The sequence below is a fragment of the Micromonospora sp. NPDC049048 genome (genome assembly GCF_043197615.1).
Lineage (GTDB): Bacteria > Actinomycetota > Actinomycetes > Mycobacteriales > Micromonosporaceae > Micromonospora.
In genome coordinates this window covers 280485-295104 of the sequence record NZ_JBICTM010000006.1, presented here as the reverse complement: position 1 = coordinate 295104, position 14620 = coordinate 280485, and the positions used below count along the sequence as shown (strand labels likewise).

The 14620-nt window shown below is 71.7% G+C and carries 11 protein-coding genes; 6 read left to right on the top strand and 5 right to left on the bottom strand.

What is annotated here, in order from left to right; genetic code table 11:
- Nucleotides 1-37 precede the first annotated feature (37 nt).
- From ACGFIG_RS20925 to ACGFIG_RS20915, 3 genes are all read right to left on the bottom strand, one after another.
- A complete protein-coding gene (locus tag ACGFIG_RS20925) occupies nucleotides 38-1612 on the bottom strand; it encodes a glycosyltransferase family 87 protein (RefSeq protein ID WP_393005212.1) in 1575 nt (524 codons plus the stop codon).
- Between the two features lie 118 nt (nucleotides 1613-1730).
- Nucleotides 1731-4613 carry a transglycosylase domain-containing protein gene (locus ACGFIG_RS20920; RefSeq protein ID WP_393005210.1) on the bottom strand — a complete coding sequence of 961 codons (2883 nt, stop codon included), beginning with the start codon at nucleotides 4611-4613 and terminating at the stop codon, nucleotides 1731-1733.
- A 197-nt stretch (nucleotides 4614-4810) separates the two neighbouring features.
- The gene (locus ACGFIG_RS20915; protein WP_393005208.1) at nucleotides 4811-5278 is read right to left on the bottom strand and encodes a DUF5318 domain-containing protein; all 468 of its coding nucleotides are present in this window, start codon (nucleotides 5276-5278) and stop codon (nucleotides 4811-4813) included.
- A 174-nt stretch (nucleotides 5279-5452) separates the two neighbouring features.
- Between ACGFIG_RS20915 and ACGFIG_RS20910 the strand changes: the two genes are divergently transcribed.
- The 3 genes from ACGFIG_RS20910 to ACGFIG_RS20900 all read left to right on the top strand — a co-directional run bounded on the left by ACGFIG_RS20910 (nucleotide 5453) and on the right by ACGFIG_RS20900 (nucleotide 8038).
- Nucleotides 5453-6091 (top strand): PadR family transcriptional regulator, encoded by a 639-nt coding sequence (locus ACGFIG_RS20910; RefSeq protein WP_393005206.1) that lies wholly within the window; start codon nucleotides 5453-5455, stop codon nucleotides 6089-6091.
- Nucleotides 6092-6114: 23 nt separating this feature from the next.
- Nucleotides 6115-7194: an inositol-3-phosphate synthase gene (locus ACGFIG_RS20905; RefSeq protein ID WP_393005204.1), complete on the top strand. Its 1080-nt coding sequence runs from the start codon at nucleotides 6115-6117 to the stop codon at nucleotides 7192-7194.
- Between the two features lie 298 nt (nucleotides 7195-7492).
- Entirely contained in the window at nucleotides 7493-8038 is a 546-nt protein-coding gene (locus ACGFIG_RS20900; protein ID WP_393005202.1) for a hypothetical protein, read from the top strand.
- 22 nt (nucleotides 8039-8060) lie between these two features.
- Here the strand turns inward: ACGFIG_RS20900 and ACGFIG_RS20895 are convergent, their stop codons facing one another.
- A complete protein-coding gene (locus ACGFIG_RS20895; protein ID WP_393005200.1) occupies nucleotides 8061-8540 on the bottom strand; it encodes a methylated-DNA--[protein]-cysteine S-methyltransferase in 480 nt (159 codons plus the stop codon).
- A gap of 137 nt (nucleotides 8541-8677) precedes the next feature.
- On the opposite strand from ACGFIG_RS20895, the gene ACGFIG_RS20890 reads away from it, so the two are divergent.
- Both ACGFIG_RS20890 and ACGFIG_RS20885 read left to right on the top strand, forming a co-directional pair.
- Nucleotides 8678-9199, top strand: a complete 522-nt coding sequence (locus tag ACGFIG_RS20890; RefSeq protein WP_393005198.1) for a hypothetical protein — start codon at nucleotides 8678-8680, stop codon at nucleotides 9197-9199.
- A 28-nt stretch (nucleotides 9200-9227) separates the two neighbouring features.
- Nucleotides 9228-10745, top strand: coding sequence for a flotillin family protein (locus ACGFIG_RS20885; RefSeq protein ID WP_393005196.1), 1518 nt, complete (start codon nucleotides 9228-9230; stop codon nucleotides 10743-10745).
- Between the two features lie 121 nt (nucleotides 10746-10866).
- Here the strand turns inward: ACGFIG_RS20885 and ACGFIG_RS20880 are convergent, their stop codons facing one another.
- On the bottom strand, nucleotides 10867-12327 hold the full coding sequence (locus tag ACGFIG_RS20880) for a CCA tRNA nucleotidyltransferase (RefSeq protein WP_393005194.1): 1461 nt from the start codon (nucleotides 12325-12327) through the stop codon (nucleotides 10867-10869).
- 134 nt (nucleotides 12328-12461) lie between these two features.
- Between ACGFIG_RS20880 and murJ the strand changes: the two genes are divergently transcribed.
- Entirely contained in the window at nucleotides 12462-14213 is a 1752-nt protein-coding gene (gene murJ / locus ACGFIG_RS20875) for a murein biosynthesis integral membrane protein MurJ (RefSeq protein WP_393005192.1), read from the top strand.
- The last annotated feature ends 407 nt before the right edge of the window (nucleotides 14214-14620 follow it).

Sequence of the window (14620 nt, the reverse complement as noted above, 5' to 3'; positions counted from 1 at the left end):
CTCCTGTCGAACGCCCGAAGGATCCGACAGGCCGCCATCAGGACTTCATCTTCCGCCCACCGTCCGCCCACCCCCCGCCATCGGCGAGCGAGGCCGGCAGTGTCGAGCCGGCCACCGGCTCCGCCGGCTGCGGCGAGGCCGGGGCGCGTCGACGCCAGCGGGCCACCCAGGGTGCGTCCCTGGTTCCGTCGAACAGGCCGCCGTCCGGATCATCCGGATAGGTGTTGCGGACCGCGTCCAACCCGGGGTTCAGGATCTCCCGGACCACCAGCACGCAGAGCACGACCACGGTGGTCAGGCGCAGCGTCGCCGCCAGCACGAAGACCCCCTCCGGAAAGACCGGCTTGCCGGTCGCCGCGCCGAGCAGTTCGCCGTAGAACGCCACGAAGTAGCAGACCTCGGCCAGCTGCCAGGCCAGGAAGGCACCCCACTTCGGGCGGGCGAGCACGACCAGCGGCAGCAGCCAGAGCACGAACTGCTGCGACCACACCTTGCTGAAGATCAGGAACGCGGCGACCACCAGGAACGCGAGCTGGGCGAGCCGGGGCCGGCGCGGGGCCAGCAGCCCCAGCGCGGCCACCCCGAGGCAGGCCAGCCCGAAGAGGGCGTACGACAGGTAGTTCAACGTCGGGATGTTGACGTTCAGCCACTCGAACGGCCCGAGGTCGGCGGGGTTGGCGTTGCCGAACTTGCCGTCCACGTAACGCCCGATGTACCAGAGGGTGCCCCAGTCGATGGGCCGGGTCGAGTTCAGCTCGAAGAAGCGGTCCCAGTTCTCCCGGTAGGGAATGGCGACCGGAAGGTTCACGAGGACCAGGGAGGCCAGGGCTGCGCCGAGAGCGGTGAGGCCGGCACGGAGGCGCCCGGTGCGCAGTGCCAGCACGAGGATCGGGCCGAGGATGAACAGCGGCCACATCTTGGCCGCCCCGGCGAGGCCGAGCAGGACGCCGGCCGCCAGCGGTCGGCTGCGGGCCCAGGCGAGGAGGCCGAACGCGGCCAGGCCGATGGCGAGCAGGTCCCAGTTGACCGTGGCGGTGAGCATCAGTGCGGGGGCGAGCGCGAAGAGCGCGGCGTCCCATGGTCGACGGCGGCGCAGGGCGAGGATCACCGCCACCGTGGCGACCGCCAGCGCGCCGAGCACCAGCGCGTTCAGGTTGTAGAACCACTGGCCCTGGTTGAGCCCCGGGTCGTTCTGGCCGAGGGCGTGCACGGGCAGGCCGAGGGCCCCCATGAAGTACCCGGTGAGCACGGGATACTCGACGGGGTGGTCCCGGTAGGGCACGGCGCCCTCGTTGAGCCGCTCGGCGTAGTAGAGCGCCAGCACGTCGGTGTAGCAGAACCGGGTGTACTGCACGTTGTTCTGCCAGGCGCCGTCCTGGCAGGGCGACTTCTGCACCCAGTGCAGTGCCAGGGTCAGGCAGACCAGCGCCAGGACGATCCGGGCCGCCGTCCAGAATCTGTTCTCTCTGCCCACGGGCCGGTCCAGCGCGACGGCGTGGTCGCCCAGCGGGCCGCCGATCGCGCCGGAGACGCCCCGGACGAAGCCGTCGGAGCGGGACGGGTGGTCAGGGGCACCGGCGTCGTCGATGCCTCGCGTCGACTGCGTCCTCATGAGGGTGCATCCTGCCGTACGTCGGGCCTCCGCGTCCCCTCCCGCTCACGACACGTCCGTACGCGAAACGCCGCCGGCGGCCGGAGAAGGTGCTCCGGCCGCCGGCGGCGTTCGTCGATCAGTTGTCGTCGGGTCGGGGGGTCAGGCTCGGTAGCAGCCCGCCTCCGCCGTTCCCACCCGGCCGTGGGTCGGTCGGGGTGGTGGTTCCGCCAGGGCCGCCGGGAGGGCCACCGGGCGTGTTGCCGCCGCCGTTGTTCCCACCGCCCGGGCAGAACAGGCCGGTCGGGTCGGTGCACGGCTGACCGGGCTCAGGCGCGGGCGGCGGCGGTTCCTCGCCGTTGCCGGCCTTGTCGTCACCAATGCCGGTGACGCTCGGCAGGGACGACCTTTCCTTGCCCTTCAGCGCTTCGTCCATGTACCGCTTCCACAACTCCGCCGGGAAGCTGCTACCACCGATGTCGCTCCCGTTCTTGGCGACGATGGTCGGCTTCCTGGGGTCACGGCTGCCGATCCAGACCGCGGTGGCGACGTTGTCGTCGTAGCCGACCATCCAGGCGTGGGCGTTACGGGGAGTGCCGTTGTGCTCCCAGGTGCCGGTCTTGCCGGCCGCGTCCCGCCCGTTGTCGAGGTTGGCGTTGCTCTTCTCCGGGATCTCCTTCAGCACCGCGGTCACCTCCTGGGCGACCTCCCTCTTGATGCGCTGCTGCGGCTTGAGCTTCTCACCGGTCCCGGGAACCTGCTCCCACTTACCGGTGGACTTGTTCTGCTTCTCCACCTTGAGAACGAAGTGCGCCTTGTGGTAGACGCCGTCGTTGGCCATGGTGGCGAGCCCGTTGGCGTGGTCGAGCACGGTGATCGGGTACTGGCCGTAGCCGACGACCCGGTCGAACTTGCTCGGCGCGAGGTTCTCCGGCTTCTCCTTGACCAGGTCGTACGGCTGGGGCGGGTCAACCGTCCACATCGTGCTGACGCCGGCCTGCCGCGCCATGCCTACCACCTTGTCGGCACCGATCTTCTCGGTCACGTGGAAGAACGGCACGTTGTACGACTTGATCGTCGACTCCTCCAGCGTGCAGGACTTGCCGCAGGTGGCGTTACGGCCGGCGTTCTGCACCTTGTCCTTGAAGCCTTCCGGCCTGAAGGGCGTGGCGTCCCAGCGCGACTTGACCGAGATGCCGGCCTCGATGGCCGCCGCCAGGGTGTAGACCTTGAACGACGAGCCCGGCGGGTGCCCACCGACGATGTCGCCGTTGGCGTTGGTGTTCTTGCCCGCGTAGTCGAAGTCGGCGCCGCTGTCACCGCCGTAGTAGGCGAGCACCCGGCCGGAGTTCGGATCGATGGACACCGCCGCCGCCATCAGGTTCTTCGGCTGCCCGTTGAGCACCGACCCCTTCCGGTCGGGTTGGGCGGCCTTCTCCAGCGCGTCCTGCATCTTGGCGTTGATCGTGGTCGTGATCCGGTATCCGCCGGAGCGCAGTTCGTCGACGCAGGTCGGTTTGCCGGGCGCGTTGGAGTCGGAGCAGATCCCCCACTGCTCCATCTCCTGGCGGACGTAGTTGACGACGTTGCCCCGTGGGCTCTTCACGCCGAACCCGTTGCCGTCCTTCTTCGGTGCCAGCACCTTCGGGTACGCGGTCGGTCGCTCCGCGGCGTTCAACCAGCCCTCCTCGACCATGCCGCCGAGCACGTAGTCCCACCGCTCCTTGGCCTGGGGGAGGTTGACCGCCGGGTCGTAGCCCTTGTGCGTCGCGCTGGACTGCGGCTGCTTGATCAGGGCCGCGAGCACTGCCCCCTCGGCGATCGTAAGCTTGCTGGCCGGCTTGCCGAAGTAGGTCTGCGCGGCCGCCTCGATGCCGTACGCGCCGCGCCCGAAGTAGATCACGTTCAGGTAGTGCTGCATGATCTCCGGCTTGGTGTACTTCTCGTTCAGCTTGGAGGCGAAGATCGCCTCCTTCACCTTCCGGGCGTACGTGTCTTCCTTGAGATTCTCGATCGCGTTGCGGGCGTACTGCTGGGTGATCGTCGAGGCGCCCTGCTTGTCGCCACCGCTGAGGTTGTTCCAGGCCGCCCGCGCGATGCCCTTGTAGTCCACGCCCGAGTGCTTGTAGAAGTTACGGTCCTCGGCCGCCGCCACCGCGTTCTCGACGTAGTCGGGAATGTCGTTGATCGTGACGAAGGTGCGGTTCTCGTTACCCAGCCGGGCCACCTGGGTCTTCTTGTCGCTGGCCAGGATCGTGGTGGAGAGCGGCAGCGGAACCTCGTCCGGGAGGACGACGTTGGTCGAGTAGTAGGTGAAGCCGACCACGCCGACCCCGGCGAGCATGATGAAGACCGCGAAGGCGGCGATCAGCATGTTCACCCGCTTGCGCTTCTTCGCCCGCGCCGCCGCGGCCGGGTCGCCCGCGCCGCGCGCACGCCGACCGGGGCCGGTCGGCCCGCCGGGCCCGCCCGGGCCGCCCGCGGCCGGCGAGACGCTCGCCCGGGCCGAGGCCCGGGCGCTGACGCCGCCGACGGCTGCCGACCCGACGCTGGCCCGCCCCGCCGGGGCGGCACCCACGGCGGCGGAGCCCACCGAGGCACGCCCGGCCGACCCGCCGGCAGCCGGGGAGACCGGCACCGACGCGCGACCCGCGCCCGCAGCCCGGCCCGCGCCGGGCGCGGGCGGAACCGGCACCGACGCGCGGCCCGGCCCTGCCCGACCTGTGGAGCCCACCGAGGCCGAGCCCGCAGCGGATCCGGCGCGCGGCGGGACGGCCGCCGACGCGGAGCCGTGCCTCGGCGGAACGGCCGCCGAGCCGGACGTGGGCGGAACGGCCGCCGAGCCGCCGACCGAGGCCCGCCCTCCGGCGGGCCGGGGCGCGACCGAGGCGCGGCCTGCGGGTGCAGTACCGTCCTGTGCAGCCGACCAGCCGTCCCCGCGGGCGTCACCGCCGGGGTCGCCGTGCTGGCCCGGAATCTGGGCCCGCCCGCGCGGGGAACTGGAATCGCCGTACGAGTTCATTCCTCACACCCTGCCGTCGCGGTGGGACGCAGCTGCGCCGCCACCGGTTTGCCGTGAGATGGGACACCTGTCGAGGGCGGCACGTGCGTGCCGGTCGACCAGTGCCACTTGCGAATCAATCGGGCCAATCAGACCAACGATCCGTCGGTCCCCCCAGGCGTGCGTACGCCGTTCGGGGTCGGCCGATCGAACGAAGATCACCGTTGCGCCTCTCGCCTCCGTGGGCCGCCCGCACCGCTGCCCGAGGCGGCCGTGCCGCCCACCGCGTCCTGCTCCGGCCCGCCCTCCGGGCTCCCGGTCAGCCCGTCCCGGCCGAGCAGGTACTGCTCGACGAGATGGTTCCAGTCACAGCCGAGGCACACCTCCACCACGAAGACCTGAAACTCACGCACCGTCATCGCCAGCACCGGCAACTCGGCCAGTGTCCGGGCCTGCCCGGCGGACTGCTTGAGTTCGTCGCCGTAAATGTAGTGGACGTGGGTCAGGTTCTCACTCCGGCAGATCGGGCACCGCTCGTCGGTCGGCTCGCCATGGAAACGGGCCGCATTCTTCAGGTAGGGCGATGCGTCGCAGACGTCGTACGTGCCGATCCGGCCGGCGAGGAGTTCACGCAGCACTGCCCGCTTCCGGAGCGAGTAGTCGACCACCTGGCGCTGCGTACGCATGCGGAGAAGGGTACGCGGTCCGGCCGGGCGAGGCGACCACGGTGACGATGCGTGACCAGGACACCCCGGAGCGGGGAATTGCCCTGATCACGGGGATCCGCTAGCGTGCGATGTATCGGTCCGATACATCGCGGCGGTTACCGCTCCGCGTAGAGGGTACAGAGAGGATGGCCCGTGCTCGAGCTCGCCATCCTCGGCCTGCTGCAGGAAACTCCGATGCACGGCTATGAGCTGCGCAAGGAGCTGACCGCCAAGCTCGGCGCGATCAGGGCGGCGATCAGTTACGGCTCGCTCTACCCGACACTGCGCCGGTTGCAGGCGGCGGGATGGATCGCCGAGGCCGGTGACGCGCCCGCCACCGCCGAGGAGGTTCCCGCCCTGACCAGCCGACGGGGTCGGGTGGTCTACGAAATCACCGCGGAAGGCAAGGAACGCTTCGCCCAACTGATCGCACAGACCGGGCCGGAGACGTACGACGACACGGGCTTCGGCGTGCACTTCGCGTTCTTCGCCCGGACCGACCAGGCGACCCGACTCCGCATCCTGGAGGGCCGCCGGCGAAAGATCGAGGAACGCCGCGAAGGGCTTCGTGACGTGCTCGGCCGGGCGGCCGAGCGGCTCGACGCCTACACGCTGGAACTGCAGCGCCACGGCCTGGACGCCTGTGAGCGCGAGGTCCGCTGGCTGGAGGAGCTCATCGCCAACGAGCGCTCCGGCCGTGCCCCGACGGTCCCGTCAACCGGGACAGCCGGCGGTCGACGAGAAGACAACAGCCCGCCTCCGCCTGGAGAGTCCAGGACAGAGCGGCCGTGATGAAGAAGAAGGAGGCAGACGCTATGGGCTCCGTCCGCGTCGCCATCGTCGGTGTGGGTAACTGCGCCTCGTCCCTCGTACAGGGCGTGGAGTACTACCGCAACGCCGACCCGAACGACCGCGTCCCGGGTCTCATGCACGTCACCTTCGGCGACTACCACGTCTCGGACGTGCAGTTCGTCTCGGCGTTCGACGTGGACGCCAAGAAGGTGGGCATGGACCTCGCCGAGGCGATCGTCGCCAGCGAGAACAACACCATCAAGCTCTGCGACGTGCCGCCGACGGGCGTCACCGTGCAGCGCGGTCCGACCTTCGACGGCCTGGGCCAGTACTACCGCGAGATCGTCGAGGAGTCCGACGCCCAGCCGGTCGACGTGGCCCAGGCGCTGCGCGACGCGCAGGTCGACGTCGTGGTCTCGTACCTGCCGGTCGGCTCCGAGCAGGCCGACAAGTTCTACGCCCAGGCCGCGATCGACGCCGGCTGCGCGTTCGTCAACGCGCTGCCCGTCTTCATCGCCTCCGACCCGGAGTGGGCCAAGAAGTTCGAGGACGCGGGCCTGCCGATCGTCGGTGACGACATCAAGAGCCAGGTCGGCGCCACCATCGTGCACCGGGCGCTGGCGAAGCTGTTCGAGGACCGGGGCGTCGAGCTGCTGCGCACGTACCAGCTCAACTTCGGCGGCAACATGGACTTCATGAACATGCTGGAGCGCAACCGCCTGGTCTCGAAGAAGATCTCGAAGACCCAGTCGGTCACCTCGCAGATCCCCCACGAGATGAGCAAGAGCGACGTGCACATCGGCCCGTCGGACCACGTGCCGTGGCTCGACGACCGCAAGTGGGCGTACATCCGCCTGGAGGGTCGCTCCTTCGGTGACACCCCGCTCAACGCCGAGCTCAAGCTCGAGGTGTGGGACTCGCCGAACTCGGCCGGTGTCATCATCGACGCCGTCCGGGCCGCGAAGATCGCGCTGGACCGCAAGATCGGCGGCCCGATCCTGTCGGCCTCGTCGTACTTCATGAAGTCCCCGCCGGTGCAGTACGCCGACCACGACGCGCACGCCGCCGTCGAGGCGTTCATCGCCGGTGACGTCGAGCGCTGACGCGCCGACAGCAGCACCATCGAGGGCCGGGTCCGTGAGGGACCCGGCCCTCGCCGCGTCCACCCTGCCCAGCGCAACCGGGTGCCGGCGTCACACGGGGTCGAACGGTCGGCGACGTGCCGTTAGGCTGACCGCCGTGACGTCCCTTTCGCCCCGTGGGGCACGACGGGTCGTGGCGGCGGTCGCCGGCGCGGTGCTCCTTCCCGTCCTCGTCGGATGCGCGGCGCCGGGCACCGGTCCGGGCGCCACGTCGGCAGGGGACGTGGTGCCGGCAGGCGGCACAGCCCCGGGTGGCGTCGTGGCACCGGGTGGCATCGCGGCACCGGGCCTGCCGGCCACCTCCACAGCGCCGGCCCAGGCCGACTGCGTCAGGAAGGGCACCCCGGCCACCCGTCCCGGGCCGGTCGCCCAGCCCGGCGGCACCGCGGCGTCGGGCTCGTCCGTTCCCCGACAGCCCCCGACCGACGAGCAGCGTCGCGCGGAGGAGTTCCGCCGCCAGCAGGCGGCCAACGACGGCTTCCGGCAGCGCGGCACGCTCGGCGAAGAGGCGGCCAGCGGCGCCCGGGCCTGCGCGGCGCAACTCAGGAGGAGTCTCAACCTGTTGACCGCTGGCGGCCGGGACCAGCCGGGGCAGGAGGCCGTACGGCGGACGGTCGAGGCGACCGGGCTGACCGAGATCACCGTGCGGGCACCGGGGCGACTCGACCTCGGCCCCGCCGGCGGGCTCGTCTTCGCGGGCTGGACCGGCCGGGCGTGCGTCTTCGGCAGCGTCCGGGCGGACGCCGTCGTCGTGGAGATCGGCACCCGCATCGCCGACGGCGGCTGCCTACCCGCACCGAACTGACCGGGCCGCGCGGTGCGTCGCGTCAGGACCAGGCGCGCCGCAGGGCCACCCCGGCCTCCAGCTCCAGCAGCTTCACCTTGCGCTCCAGGCCACCGCCGAAGCCGACCAGCTTGCCGCCCGCGCCGACGATCCGGTGACACGGCACGAGCACCGGAATCGGGTTGCGGTTGCAGGCCACCCCGACCGCGCGGGCGGCGCCCGGGTCGCCCAACCGCCGGGCCACCTCGCCGTAGGTGAGCGTCTCCCCGTACGGGATGAGGGTCATCTCCCGCCAGACGCCCCGCTCGAAGTCGGACCCGTCCGGCGCCGCCAGCGGCACGGTGAAGGCGAGCAGCTCGCCCGCGAAGTACGCCCGCAGCTCCGCCAACGCCTGCCGGGCCGCCTCGTCGCCCGGCTCCTCGACGGCTCCCGGGGCCCGGCCGAAGTGGGCCCGGCAGACGTTGGCCCCGTCGGTGGCGACGGAGAACTCGCCGATCGGGGAGTCGAGCACGGTCCAGCGCATCCACCGATTGTCCCCGAGGCCCCGACACCCTCCGCCCGAGCCGCCGGGGGTACGTGCGACCGGAGGCGTCGACGTGATGACGAGCGCTCCCGCTGGCCGGCCGACGCCCCAAGACGACCTTGCGGAGCAGCGATACCGTGCAGGCCGTGGCCACGGGTACGCTGATCTTCCTCATCATCGGCGGCGCGGGCGTCGCGGTCCTGGCGCTCGCCCTCTTCGGCGCCGAGCTGTTCCACTTCGGCAACCCGGACTTCGACGGTCCGGTGTCGGTCGAGGCTGTCGCCGGCTTCACCGGGGCGCTCGGTTTCGGCGCCGCGATCGTCAACGAGCTGGTCGGTGGGCGTACCCCCGGCATGATCGCGGTGGCCCTGGCCGGCGGCGTCGTCGCGGCCCTGCCCACCGCCTGGGCCGCGGCCCGGCTGAGCCGGGCGGCCCGCGACATGCGCACCGACCCCACCCCCACCCGTCACCACCTGGTCGGCGCGCTCGGCCTGGTGGTCACCCCGGTGCCCGCCGACGGCTACGGCGAGGTCCGGGTCCGGGTGGCCGGCCAGCCGGTCAAGCTCAACGCCCGCGCCGACCGACCGATCCCCGTCGGCGCCCAGATCTTCGTGGTCGAGGCGCTCAGCGAGACCAGCGTGCACGTCGAGACCTACTGAACCCCCTCATAGAAAACAGGACGGTCACATGCCCCTTCTCATCGCCATCGGCGGCGCGGTTCTCCTCGTCCTCGTCCTCGTCCTCTTCGTGCTCTCCCGGATCAAGGTCGCCGGGCCGAACGAGGCCTTCATCGTCACCGGCCGCAAGGGTCGCACCACGCAGACCGCCGACGGCGGCCGGTCGACCGACAACTCCGGGCAGAAGGTCGTGCTCGGCGCGTCCGTCTTCGTGCTGCCCGTGGTGCAGAAGCTCCAGTCGCTCGACCTGTCCAGCCGGCGCATCGACGTGGGCATCAAGGGCGCGGTCAGCAAGCAGGGCATCCGTGCCGACCTGCACGGCGTCGCGATCGTCAAGGTCGGCGGCACCGAGGACGCCATCCGGGCCGCCGCGCAGCGCTTCCTGCACCAGCAGGACGAGATCGAGGACTTCACCCGGGAGGTACTGGCCGGCGCACTGCGCTCGATCGTCGGCCGGCTCACCGTCGAGGAGGTCATCCGGGACCGGGCGGCGTTCGCCAGCGCGGTCGCCGAGGAGGCCGAGCACTCGATGACTAACCAGGGCCTGGTGCTGGACACCTTCCAGCTCCAGGACATCCTCGCCGAGGGCTCCTACCTGCAGGACCTAGGCCGGCCCGAGGCGGCCCGCGTGCTCAAGGACGCGGCCATCGCCGAGGCGCGGGCCCGGCAGCAGGCCGAGCAGGAGCGGCTGCTCGCCGAGGAGGCGATCGCCGAGGCCAACCGGAACCTGTCGCTGAAGCAGGCCGCCATCCAGGCGGAGATCGACGCGGCCAAGGCCAAGTCCGCCGCCGCCGGGCCGCTGGCCCAGGCCGAGCGGGACCAGGCGATCCTCTCCGAGCAGCAGAAGGTCGCCGAGCGCAACGCCGAACTCAAGCAGCGTCAGCTCGACACCGAGGTGCGCAAGCCGGCCGACGCCGCCCGCTACAAGGTGGAGCAGGAGGCCGAGGCGGCCCGCAACGCAGCCGTGCTGAACGCCGACGCGCAGCGCCAGGCCGTCATCGCCGCCGCCCAGGCGTCCGCCGAGCAGGCCCGGCTCACCGGTGAGGGCGAGCGGGCCCGCCGGGCCGCGCTGGCCGAGGCCAACGCGATCGAGGGTGCCAAGGAGGGTGAGGCCGAGCAGCGTCGCCGTTCCGCCATCGCCGAGGCGGTCGAGCGGGAGGGTGCGGCCGAGGCCGCGGCCATCCTGGCCAAGGGTCAGGCCGAGGCCGACGCGATGGCCCGCAAGGCCGAGGCCTTCGCGGCGTACGGCGAGGCCGCGGTGCTGGACCTGCTGGTCAAGGTGCTGCCGCAGGTGGTCGAGGCGGCCAGCGCCCCGATCGGCGCGATCGACAAGATGACCGTCATCTCCACCGACGGCGCCTCGTCGCTGACCAAGTCGGTGGCGGGCAACGTGGCCCAGGGGCTCCAGCTCGGCAGCGACCTGACCGGCATCGACCTCGCCGGCCTGCTGGCGAAGCTCGGGTCCGCGTCGGCGGCCACCGGCAACGGCAAGCCGCCGGTCGACGGCACGGCGGTCGAGACCCGCTGACGCCACCCGGGCAGCGGTCGGACCGCTGAGCGCGACAGGGCGCCGTCCCCACCAGGGGCGGCGCCCTTCTCGTGCGGGGCCGTGCCGCCGCTGCCGGCGTATCCCACGGCACCCGGCCGCGCTATCCGACGATGCCCTCTTCGCGGGCCCAGCGCAGCAGCTCCGCCTCGGCCTCGTCGCGGTCCAGCGGGCCGCGCTCCAGGCGCAGCTCCTTGAGGTGCTTCCAGGCCTGGCCGACGACGGGCCCCGGCGGTACGCCCAGCAGCTCCATGATGGCGTTGCCGTCCAGGTCGGGCCGGACGCGCGCCAGGTCCTCCTCGGCGGCGATCCGGGCGATCCGCTCCTCCAGCGCGTCGTAGTCGGCGGCGAGTTGGGCCGCCTTGCGCCGGTTGCGGGTGGTGCAGTCCGAGCGGGTCAGCTTGTGCAGGCGCGGCAGCAGGTCACCGGCGTCGGCGACGTAGCGGCGCACCGCCGAGTCGGTCCACTCGCCCCGGCCGTAGCCGTAGAAGCGCAGGTGCAGCGCGACCAGCGCGGTGACCTTGGAGGTGATCTCCTTGGGGTACCGCAGCGCCTTCATCCGGGCCTTGGTGAGCCGGGCGCCGACCACCTCGTGGTGGTGGAAGCTGACCCGGCCGTCCGAGCCCACCGCCTTCGTCGCCGGTTTGCCGACGTCGTGCATCAGCGCGGCCATCCGCAGGATGAAGTCCGGCCCCTCGGTCTCGTACGAGACGGCGTTGCTCACCACGGTGAGGGTGTGCTCGTAGACGTCCTTGTGCTGGGCGTGCTCGTCGATCTCCAGCTTGAGCCCGGTCAACTCCGGCAGGAAGCGCTCGGCGAGGCCGGTGTCGACCAGCAGCCGCAGCCCCGTGATCGGGTCCGCGCCGCAGAGCAGCTTGGTGAACTCGTCGCGGATCCGCTCGGCCGTGATCCGGTCCAGGTCGCGCGCCATCCGGGTCATCGCCGCGTACGCGTCGGGGTGCACCGCGAAGCGCAGCTGGGCGGCGAAGCGGGCCGCGCGCAGCATCCGCAGCGGGTCGTCGCCGAACGACTCCGCCGGGGTGCCCGGGGTGCGGATCACCTTGGCGGCGAGGTCGTCCAGCCCGCCGTGCGGATCGGTGAACCGGTGCTCGGGCAGGCTGACCGCCATCGCGTTGATGGTGAAGTCACGCCGCCGCAGGTCCTCGGCGAGGTCGGTGCCGTACTCGACGATCGGGTTGCGGCTGACCTGGTCGTACGACTCGGCGCGGAAGGTGGTGATCTCCAGCCGCAGGCCGTCGCGCTGGCATCCGATGGTGCCGAACTCCCGGCCGGTCTCCCAGATCGACTCGGCCCAGCCGCGTACGACACGCAGGGTCTCGTCGGGGTGGGCGTCGGTGCAGAAGTCGAGGTCGTCGCCGAGGCGGCCGAGCAGGGCGTCGCGTACCGAACCGCCCACCAGGTGCAGCTCGTGGCCGGCCCGGGCGAACCGGCGGCCCAGCTCGTCGGCGACCGGCGAGACCCGGAGCAGTTCGGCGACGGCGTTGCGCTGCGCGGCGGTGAGTTCGCGGCGGTCGGCGGCGTGGGGAGCGGAGGCTTCGGACATGGGAGCGCCAGACTATCGGTCCCGGCGGGGATGCGGTCCGCCGGGCGCGGGTAACGGGTGCCCGTTGACTATCGTCTGTGGCGTGCGGGCCGGGCCCCGGCCGCGACGTACCTCTCTGCCTTGGAGGCGACAAGATGAGCGGCGGTCTCTACCGCAGCGCGAACGCCGCCCAGGGCGGCGCCGCGCCCGGCCGGCCGTCGGACGGCGCCACGTTCATCTCCGCCGAGCCGCTCAACCAGCCGGCCCTGGAGTCGACCGCGCCGCCGCAGGAGCAGGTCGGCGAGGCCAGCGCCGCGACCAACAGCGCGGTGATGGCGATCGGCAGCCTCGTCAGCCGGGGTACGGGCTTCCTGCGCAACCTGGTGATCGCGGCGGCGCTCGGCGGCGCGCTGGTCGGTGACGCGTACACGACCGCGCAGATCCTGCCCGGGATGGTCTACGAGTTCCTGCTCGGCGGCGTGCTCACCAGCGTGCTGATCCCGGTGCTCGTACGGCGGCGCAAGTCGGACGCGGACGGCGGCCAGGCGTACGCCCAGCGGCTGCTCACCCTGGCGGTCCTCGCCCTCGGCGTGGCGGCCCTGCTCGCGGTCGGGTTCGCCTCGACGCTGACCTGGCTCTACGGCAGCGGCGAGTCGACCGACGGCTATTCGGGCCTGGTCACGGCGCTGGCCCGCCTGATGCTGCCGATGATCTTCTTCTCCGGGTTGAGCGCGCTGATCAGCGCGGTGCTCAACACCCGGGGTCACTTCGCCGCCCCCATGTGGGCGCCGATCCTGAACAACCTGGTGGTGATCGCCACCGCCGGCCTCTACATCGCGATCTTCGGCGCGGACATCATCAAGCCGGAGGAAATGACGACCGGGCGGATCCTGCTGATCGGCGGCGGCACCCTGCTCGGCGTCGCCATCCAGGCCGCCGGCCTGCTGCCGGCGCTGCGCAAGGTCGGCTTCCGCTGGAAACTGCGCTTCGACTTCCGCGAGCTGGGCCTGCGCGAGCTGGGCCGGCTCGGGGCGTGGATGTTCTGCTACGTCGCGGTCAGCCAGATCGGCCTGATCGTGCTGTTCAACCTGCTGAACCGGGCCGGTCGGGAGAACGCCGCCGGCCCGCTGATCTACAACAACGTCTTCCTGCTGCTGATGACGGCGCACGGCATCATCGCCGTCTCGATCATCACCGCGCTGATGCCCCGGATGAGCGCCGCCGCCGCCGACGGCCGGTACGCGGACGTGGCCGCCGACCTGTCCCGGGGCACCCGTACGGTCACCGCGGTGCTCGCCCCGATCGCGGTCTGCTACGCCGTGCTCGCCTCCCCGATCTCGTTCACGCTGTTCCGCTGGGGCGCCTTCGACGAGGGCAACGCCACCGCCACCTCGCTGGTGCTGCTCGCCGCCGCGCTCGCCCTGGTGCCGTTCGCGGTCAGCCAGCTCTTCACGTTCGCCTTCTACGCCCTGCCGGACACCCGCACCCCGGCGCTGATCAACATTCCGGTGGTGGCGCTGCGCATCGGGGTGCAGATCGTGCTCTTCGCGGTCTTCTCGGCGAGCTTCGCCGGCGCCGGCATGATGATCGGCAACGCCGTCTCCTACCTGGCCGCCGCGATCGCCTCCGCCTGGCTGCTACGTCCCCGGGTGGGTCGGATCGGCCTCGGCGAGATCATGCGCACCAGCGCGCGGGTGGCGGTCGCGGCGCTCGGCGCGGCGGTGGTCGGCCTGATCGTGGTCAAGCTGCTGCCCGGCGACGACACGCCGAGCCGCCTGGAGGCCGTCGGGCAGCTGGTGATCGGCGGCGCGGTGATCGGCGGGACGTACCTCGGGCTGGCGATGGTCCTGCGGATCGGCGAGATCACCGAGGTCGTGGGCATGGTCCGGCGCCGGTTGGGCCGCTGACCGATACCCGTCCGACGGGTGGCGCGGGCAGCGTGCGGACGGACTGCACTCTCTGTGAACGAGGATCACCAGCCTGGGGATGCGCCTGTGGATAACTCAGCGATTCACCGCTCAACCACCGAACCGGCCTGTGGATAACCAGCCGTACGGCTGAGCATGGTCGCCCGGTCGGCGGGAACCCGGCGGCGTCGGCGCGATCGCCGCACAAGCCGGCCCCTCCCTCCGGGTGCTTGCGGTCAACCTCTAGATTGGCCAGTACATGTGCCAGCAACGTGGCTGACAACGGGCGCAACCGGACAAGCCGGTCGCCTGCCGGCAGCTCGGCCCGGGAGCGGCGCGAAGATGACATGTCGGGGAGACGGCCAACCCGGGTAAGGTCGCTCTCGACGGGTACGGCAGGCGCCGAC

Coding starts and splice junctions, on each gene's coding strand:
- ACGFIG_RS20920 (WP_393005210.1), bottom strand. CDS start 4,613: ATGAACTCGTACGGCGATTCCAGTTCCCCGCGCGGGCGGGCCCAGATT.
- ACGFIG_RS20905 (WP_393005204.1), top strand. CDS start 6,115: ATGGGCTCCGTCCGCGTCGCCATCGTCGGTGTGGGTAACTGCGCCTCG.
- ACGFIG_RS20895 (WP_393005200.1), bottom strand. CDS start 8,540: ATGCGCTGGACCGTGCTCGACTCCCCGATCGGCGAGTTCTCCGTCGCC.
- murJ (WP_393005192.1), top strand. CDS start 12,462: ATGAGCGGCGGTCTCTACCGCAGCGCGAACGCCGCCCAGGGCGGCGCC.
- ACGFIG_RS20925 (WP_393005212.1), bottom strand. CDS start 1,612: ATGAGGACGCAGTCGACGCGAGGCATCGACGACGCCGGTGCCCCTGAC.
- ACGFIG_RS20885 (WP_393005196.1), top strand. CDS start 9,228: ATGCCCCTTCTCATCGCCATCGGCGGCGCGGTTCTCCTCGTCCTCGTC.
- ACGFIG_RS20880 (WP_393005194.1), bottom strand. CDS start 12,327: ATGTCCGAAGCCTCCGCTCCCCACGCCGCCGACCGCCGCGAACTCACC.
- ACGFIG_RS20915 (WP_393005208.1), bottom strand. CDS start 5,278: ATGCGTACGCAGCGCCAGGTGGTCGACTACTCGCTCCGGAAGCGGGCA.